Annotated in this window: 5 protein-coding genes and 1 pseudogene; 4 read left to right on the forward strand and 2 right to left on the reverse strand. The window is 58.3% G+C overall.

What is annotated here, in order from left to right; all coding sequences use genetic code 11:
- Positions 1-225 precede the first annotated feature (225 nt).
- Positions 226-1,386 carry a Do family serine endopeptidase AlgW gene (algW, locus tag CKW19_RS27980; protein ID WP_095061753.1) on the reverse strand — a complete coding sequence of 387 codons (1,161 nt, stop codon included), beginning with the start codon at positions 1,384-1,386 and terminating at the stop codon, positions 226-228.
- Between the two features lie 103 nt (positions 1,387-1,489).
- Here algW and CKW19_RS27985 point away from each other — a divergent pair, with 103 nt between their 5' ends.
- The 4 genes from CKW19_RS27985 (at position 1,490) to cysN (ending at position 5,778) form a co-directional block, all read left to right on the forward strand.
- The gene (locus tag CKW19_RS27985; RefSeq protein ID WP_095061755.1) at positions 1,490-2,248 is read left to right on the forward strand and encodes a Nif3-like dinuclear metal center hexameric protein; all 759 of its coding nucleotides are present in this window, start codon (positions 1,490-1,492) and stop codon (positions 2,246-2,248) included.
- A 261-nt stretch (positions 2,249-2,509) separates the two neighbouring features.
- The gene (gene cysD, locus CKW19_RS27990; protein ID WP_053154630.1) at positions 2,510-3,427 is read left to right on the forward strand and encodes a sulfate adenylyltransferase subunit CysD; all 918 of its coding nucleotides are present in this window, start codon (positions 2,510-2,512) and stop codon (positions 3,425-3,427) included.
- A gap of 57 nt (positions 3,428-3,484) precedes the next feature.
- Positions 3,485-3,826, forward strand: a complete 342-nt coding sequence (locus CKW19_RS27995; RefSeq protein ID WP_095061757.1) for a four helix bundle protein — start codon at positions 3,485-3,487, stop codon at positions 3,824-3,826.
- Positions 3,827-3,879: 53 nt separating this feature from the next.
- Positions 3,880-5,778 carry a sulfate adenylyltransferase subunit CysN gene (gene cysN, locus CKW19_RS28000; protein ID WP_095061759.1) on the forward strand — a complete coding sequence of 633 codons (1,899 nt, stop codon included), beginning with the start codon at positions 3,880-3,882 and terminating at the stop codon, positions 5,776-5,778.
- A 149-nt stretch (positions 5,779-5,927) separates the two neighbouring features.
- On the opposite strand, the pseudogene CKW19_RS29320 reads toward cysN, so the two are convergent.
- Positions 5,928-6,047: pseudogene (locus CKW19_RS29320) on the reverse strand (IS110 family transposase); the annotation flags it as partial.

The raw sequence follows: 6,047 nt of genomic DNA on the forward strand, positions 1-6,047 counted from the left end.
GAGCCGATGCATTCCTTATCGGCGCATTAGGTGAAGGGGTGGGACGATGTCTCCCACGGTCTGTACTGGTCAGAGTCAGAAGCGAGGCTTTAGTCCCACCCACCCCTTCAAGTCTAAACATACAAGCGTGGCTTGCCCGCGATGAACGATAACGCGGTAAAGCTGATACACCGCGGTGTTCCTATCGCGGGCAAGCCACGCTCCCACAGGACATGTGACGTCTGCTTACTCTTCTTCTTTCTCTTTCACAGGTGCCGGCGGCGGACGCAAGCCGATTTCCGCGGTGAGCTTCAATTCCTTGCCATTGCGCATCACCTGGATCGTGACCTTGTCGGTCGGTTTGATCCGTGCCACCTGGTTCATCGAGCGACGACCGTCACCGGCTGGTTCGCCGTCGATGGCGAGAATCACGTCGCCCAGTTGCAGGCCGGCCTTCTGTGCCGGCCCGTCGCGGAAGATCCCGGCGACCACAATGCCCGGACGCCCGGACAAACCAAAGGACTCCGCCAGTTCCTGGCTCAATGGCTGAACTTCAATGCCCAGCCAGCCGCGAATCACCTGGCCGTGTTCAATGATCGACTTCATCACTTCCATGGCCAGTTTGACCGGGATGGCGAAACCGATGCCTTGTGAGCCGCCGGACTTGGAGAAAATCGCCGTGTTGATACCGGTCAGGTTGCCGTTGGCGTCCACCAGCGCACCACCGGAGTTGCCGGGGTTGATGGCGGCGTCGGTCTGGATGAAGTCTTCGTAGTTGTTCAGGCCCAGCTGATTGCGCCCGGTGGCGCTGATGATGCCCATGGTCACGGTCTGGCCGACGCCGAACGGGTTGCCGATGGCCAGCGCGACGTCGCCGATGCGGATGTTGTCGGAGCGACCGACAGTAATCGAAGGCAGGGTTTTGAGGTCGATTTTCAGTACCGCGAGATCGGTTTCCGGATCGCTGCCGATCACCCGGGCCAGCGTCTCACGTCCGTCCTTGAGGGCCACCACGATCTGGTCGGCACCGCTGGTGACGTGGTTGTTGGTCAGGATGTAGCCTTCCGGGCTCATGATCACGCCGGAGCCGAGGCTCGATTCCATGCGCTTCTGCTTGGGCGAATTATCGCCGAAGAAGCGCCGGAACTGCGGGTCCTCGAACAGCGGATGGCTGGGTTTGTTGATGACTTTGGTGGTGTACAGGTTCACCACGGACGGCGCGGCGATGATCACCGCGTCGGAGTAGGACACCGGGCCCTGCTGCATGCTGGTGGTCTGCGGGGCTTGTTGCAGGTTGACGTCGAGGCTTGGAAGCCCGACCCACTGCGGGTAACGCTGGATGATTAACAGAGCGACAAGCACGCCGGCCAACAGCGGCCAGCCGGAAAAACGCAGCGCCTTGAGCATTAAGCACGTCCTGAGAGAGTTGCAGGCGGTATGAGACCGCTCATAATGACGCGCATTATACGAGGCCGCGCGTGCCTCTGAACGGGATATTTAGGAGTCTTTTATGGCCGTCGCCCTGAGCACACTGGTCGAAGAAGCCGATCGCTACCTCGGCAGTTCGAAAATTGCCGATTACTGCCCCAACGGCCTGCAGGTCGAGGGCCGGCCGCAGGTGATGCGCATCGTCAGCGGCGTCACTGCCAGCCAGGCGTTGTTGGATGCCGCGGTAGAAGCCAATGCCGATCTGGTACTGGTGCATCACGGCTATTTCTGGAAAGGCGAGAATCCTTGCATCACCGGGATGAAGCAACGCCGCTTGAAGACGTTGCTCAAGCACGATATCAGCCTGCTGTCCTATCACTTGCCGCTCGATCTGCATCCGGATGTAGGCAACAACGTGCAGTTGGCACGGCAGCTCGACATCACCGTCGAAGGCCCGCTCGATCCCGATAACCTGAAAATCGTCGGTTTGGTCGGCTCGTTGAATGAACCGATGATGGCCCGAGACTTCGCCCGTCGAGTGCAGGAAGTCATGGGCCGTGAACCCTTGTTGATTGAGGGCAGCCAAATGATTCGCCGGGTCGGCTGGTGCACGGGCGGCGGTCAGGGGTACATCGATCAGGCCGTACTCGCGGGTGTCGATCTTTACCTCAGTGGCGAAGCGTCGGAGCAAACCTTCCACAGTGCCCGGGAAAATGACATCAGTTTTATCGCCGCCGGTCATCATGCTACCGAGCGTTATGGCGTCCAGGCCTTGGGGGATTACCTGGCGCGGCGCTTTGCACTGGAGCACATCTTCATCGACTGCCCGAATCCGATCTGACGATGAACGCGACACTGTAGGAGCGAGCATGCTCGCGATGAACCTGAGAACAACACCGGGTGTCAGGTTTCCAGCGTTATCGTTGACGACCATCGCGAGCCTGCTCGCTCCTACAGAAGCTCTGTATCGCCCAAACGAGCAGGCATATTCATATGCTCTTTCGATCTAGTTGGCGTCCTGATTAGAAGGGGTCGCTGTGCTAGGATTCCCCGCTCGAACACGGCCCGCTGGCCGTTCATAAGAAAGATTTCGTGAGTAGCCATGGTCGACAAACTGACGCATCTGAAACAGCTGGAGGCGGAAAGCATCCACATCATCCGCGAGGTGGCCGCCGAGTTCGATAACCCGGTGATGCTGTACTCCATCGGTAAAGACTCCGCCGTGATGCTGCACCTGGCACGCAAGGCATTCTTCCCTGGCAAGCTGCCGTTTCCGGTGATGCACGTCGACACCCAGTGGAAATTCCAGGAGATGTACAGCTTCCGCGACAAGATGGTCGCCGAGCTGGGCCTGGACCTGATCACCCACGTCAACCCGGAAGGCGTTGCGCAGGGCATCAACCCGTTCACCCACGGCAGCGCCAAACACACCGACATCATGAAGACCGAAGGCCTGAAACAGGCTCTCGACAAGTATGGTTTCGACGCCGCTTTTGGTGGTGCCCGCCGCGACGAAGAGAAATCCCGCGCCAAAGAGCGCGTGTACTCGTTCCGCGACAGCAAGCACCGCTGGGACCCGAAAAACCAGCGCCCGGAGTTGTGGAACGTCTACAACGGCAAGGTCAACAAGGGCGAATCCATTCGTGTATTCCCGTTGTCGAACTGGACCGAGCTGGACATCTGGCAGTACATCTACCTTGAAGGCATCCCGATCGTCCCGCTGTACTTCGCCGCCGAGCGTGAAGTCATCGAGAAGAACGGCACACTGATCATGATCGACGACGAGCGCATCCTCGAACACCTGAGCGATGAAGACAAAGCCCGCATCGTCAAAAAGAAAGTGCGTTTCCGTACCCTTGGTTGCTACCCGTTGACGGGCGCGGTGGAGTCCGAGGCCGAAAGCCTGACGGACATCATTCAGGAAATGCTCCTGACGCGAACTTCCGAGCGCCAGGGCCGTGTCATCGACCACGATGGCGCAGGCTCGATGGAAGACAAAAAACGTCAAGGTTATTTCTAAGAAGCAGTTGCAAGCTTCAAGCGGCAAGCTGCAAGCGAATCAAAAGCGGGTTTCGAAATGGATTTCGAGAAACTGGTTTTTTGGCAAAGAGCCAAAGCATTAGCAGTCAACCTCTACAAGGAAATGGCCGAATGCGGTGATGTGGCTTTCAAAAGTCAGATCACTCGTTCAGGGCTTTCGATTCCCAGCAATATTGCCGAGGGAATGGAACGTTTCACTGCAAAAGAAAAATGTCGATTTCTGTCGATAGCTAAAGCCTCCTGCGGGGAGCTACGGACACAGATAATTATTGGCAGTGAAATTGGTTACATCAGAGAACCGTTGGCGGCACTTTGGATTTCAGAATCTCGCGAGCTTTCAAAAATGCTTAGCGGGTTGATCAATAAAATTTCTGACTAGCTGTACGCCGACAAGCTTGCCGCTTGAAGCTTACAGCTTGGAGCTTGAATGCAATGAGCCACCAATCTGATTTGATCAGCGAGGACATCCTCGCCTACCTGGGCCAGCACGAACGTAAAGAGCTGCTGCGCTTTCTGACCTGCGGTAACGTCGACGACGGCAAGAGCACCCTGATCGGGCGCTTGCTGCACGACTCCAAGATGATCTACGAAGATCACCTGGAAGCGATCACCCGCGACTCGAAAAAAGTTGGCACCACCGGCGAAGACATCGACCTGGCGTTGCTGGTCGACGGCTTGCAGGCCGAGCGCGAACAAGGCATCACCATCGATGTTGCGTACCGCTATTTCTCCACCGCCAAGCGCAAATTCATCATCGCCGACACTCCCGGCCATGAGCAGTACACCCGCAACATGGCCACTGGTGCGTCCACCTGTGACCTGGCGATCATCCTGGTCGACGCCCGTTACGGCGTGCAGACCCAGACCCGTCGCCACAGCTTCATCGCCTCGTTGCTGGGCATCAAGCACATCGTGGTCGCCATCAACAAGATGGACCTCAAGGGCTTCGATCAGGGCGTGTTCGAGTCGATCAAGGCTGATTACCTGCAGTTCGCCGAAGGCCTGAAGCTCAAGCCGACGAGCATGCACTTCGTGCCGATGTCGGCGCTGAAGGGCGACAACGTGGTGAACAAATCCGAGCGCTCGCCGTGGTACACCGGCCAGTCGCTGATGGAAATTCTCGAGACCGTGGAAGTGGCGGGCGATCGCAATTTCACCGACCTGCGTTTCCCGGTGCAGTACGTCAACCGTCCGAACCTGAACTTCCGTGGCTTCGCCGGCACGCTGGCCAGCGGCATCGTCAAGAAAGGCGACGAAGTTGTGGTGCTGCCGTCGGGCAAGAGCAGCCGCGTGAAATCCATCGTCACCTTCGAAGGTGAGCTGGAACACGCCGGTCCTGGTCAAGCCGTAACGCTGACCATGGAAGACGAAATCGATATCTCCCGTGGCGACCTGTTGGTGCATGCCGACAACGTGCCGCCAGTGACCGACAGCTTCGAAGCGATGCTGGTGTGGATGGCTGAAGAGCCGATGCTGCCGGGCAAGAAGTACGACATCAAGCGCGCCACCAGTTACGTGCCGGGCTCCATCGCCAGCATCGTCAACAAGGTCGACGTCAACACGCTTGAAGAAGGCCCGGCCAGCGCGTTGCAGCTGAACGAAATCGGCAAGGTCAAGATCGCGCTCGATGCGCCGATTGCCCTCGACGGTTACGACAGCAACCGCACCACCGGCGCGTTCATCATCATCGACCGCTTGACCAACGGCACCGTCGGCGCGGGCATGATCGTCGCCCAGCCTCTGGCACACGGCACCAGCACGCACCACGGCAAACTGGCTCACGTCGCCACCGAAGAACGCGCCCAGCGCTTCGGCCAGCAACCGGCCACCGTATTGTTCAGCGGCTTGTCCGGCGCTGGTAAAAGCACCCTGGCGTATGCGGTTGAACGCAAGCTGTTCGACCTGGGTCGTGCGGTGTTTGTGCTCGATGGCCAGAACCTGCGCCATGACCTGAATAAAGGTCTGCCACAGGATCGCGCCGGGCGTACCGAGAACTGGCGTCGTGCCGCGCACGTGGCGCGTCAGTTCAACGAGGCGGGTCTGCTGACCCTGGCCGCGTTTGTTGCCCCAAATGCCGAAGGTCGTGAACAGGCCCGGGAACTGATCGGCAAGGAGCGTCTGCTGACGGTCTACGTCCAGGCTTCGCCAACCGTATGCGCCGAGCGTGATCCGCAAGGTCTGTACGCGGCCGCCGGGGACAACATCCCGGGCGAATCCTTCCCGTACGACGTGCCGCTGGATGCCGATCTGGTGATCGATACCCAGTCCGTGTCGCTGGATGAAGGCGTCAAGCAAGTGCTGGATCTGCTGCGCAAACGTGGCGCGATCTAAGCCTTAGCCGCAAAATGAAAAACCCGCCGATGAGTGATCATCGGCGGGTTTTTTGTTGCCTCGAGATTGCTATCGCTGGCAAGCCAGCTCCCACAGGTTTCCCGGTCGTACACAACACTTGTGATCACTGAGAATCACTGTGGGAGATTCTATGTTTGGGGGGAACCCCCAAACATAGAAATAGGCTTGTATTCACTTTGGTTTTTCATCAAGGCAAACAGTACCCGAGCCAGTTTTCTGGCAAGTATCACCAGCGCCTCGGTCCCTTT

It is taken from the genome of Pseudomonas sp. Irchel s3f7 (genome assembly GCF_900187615.1).
In the GTDB taxonomy this organism is placed as follows: domain Bacteria; phylum Pseudomonadota; class Gammaproteobacteria; order Pseudomonadales; family Pseudomonadaceae; genus Aquipseudomonas.

Excerpts from the sequence above, each read along its gene's own strand:
- CKW19_RS27985 (WP_095061755.1), top strand. The coding sequence starts at position 1,490 with ATGGCCGTCGCCCTGAGCACACTGGTCGAAGAAGCCGATCGCTACCTC.
- cysD (WP_053154630.1), top strand. The coding sequence starts at position 2,510 with ATGGTCGACAAACTGACGCATCTGAAACAGCTGGAGGCGGAAAGCATC.
- algW (WP_095061753.1), bottom strand. The coding sequence starts at position 1,386 with ATGCTCAAGGCGCTGCGTTTTTCCGGCTGGCCGCTGTTGGCCGGCGTG.
- CKW19_RS27995 (WP_095061757.1), top strand. The coding sequence starts at position 3,485 with ATGGATTTCGAGAAACTGGTTTTTTGGCAAAGAGCCAAAGCATTAGCA.
- cysN (WP_095061759.1), top strand. The coding sequence starts at position 3,880 with ATGAGCCACCAATCTGATTTGATCAGCGAGGACATCCTCGCCTACCTG.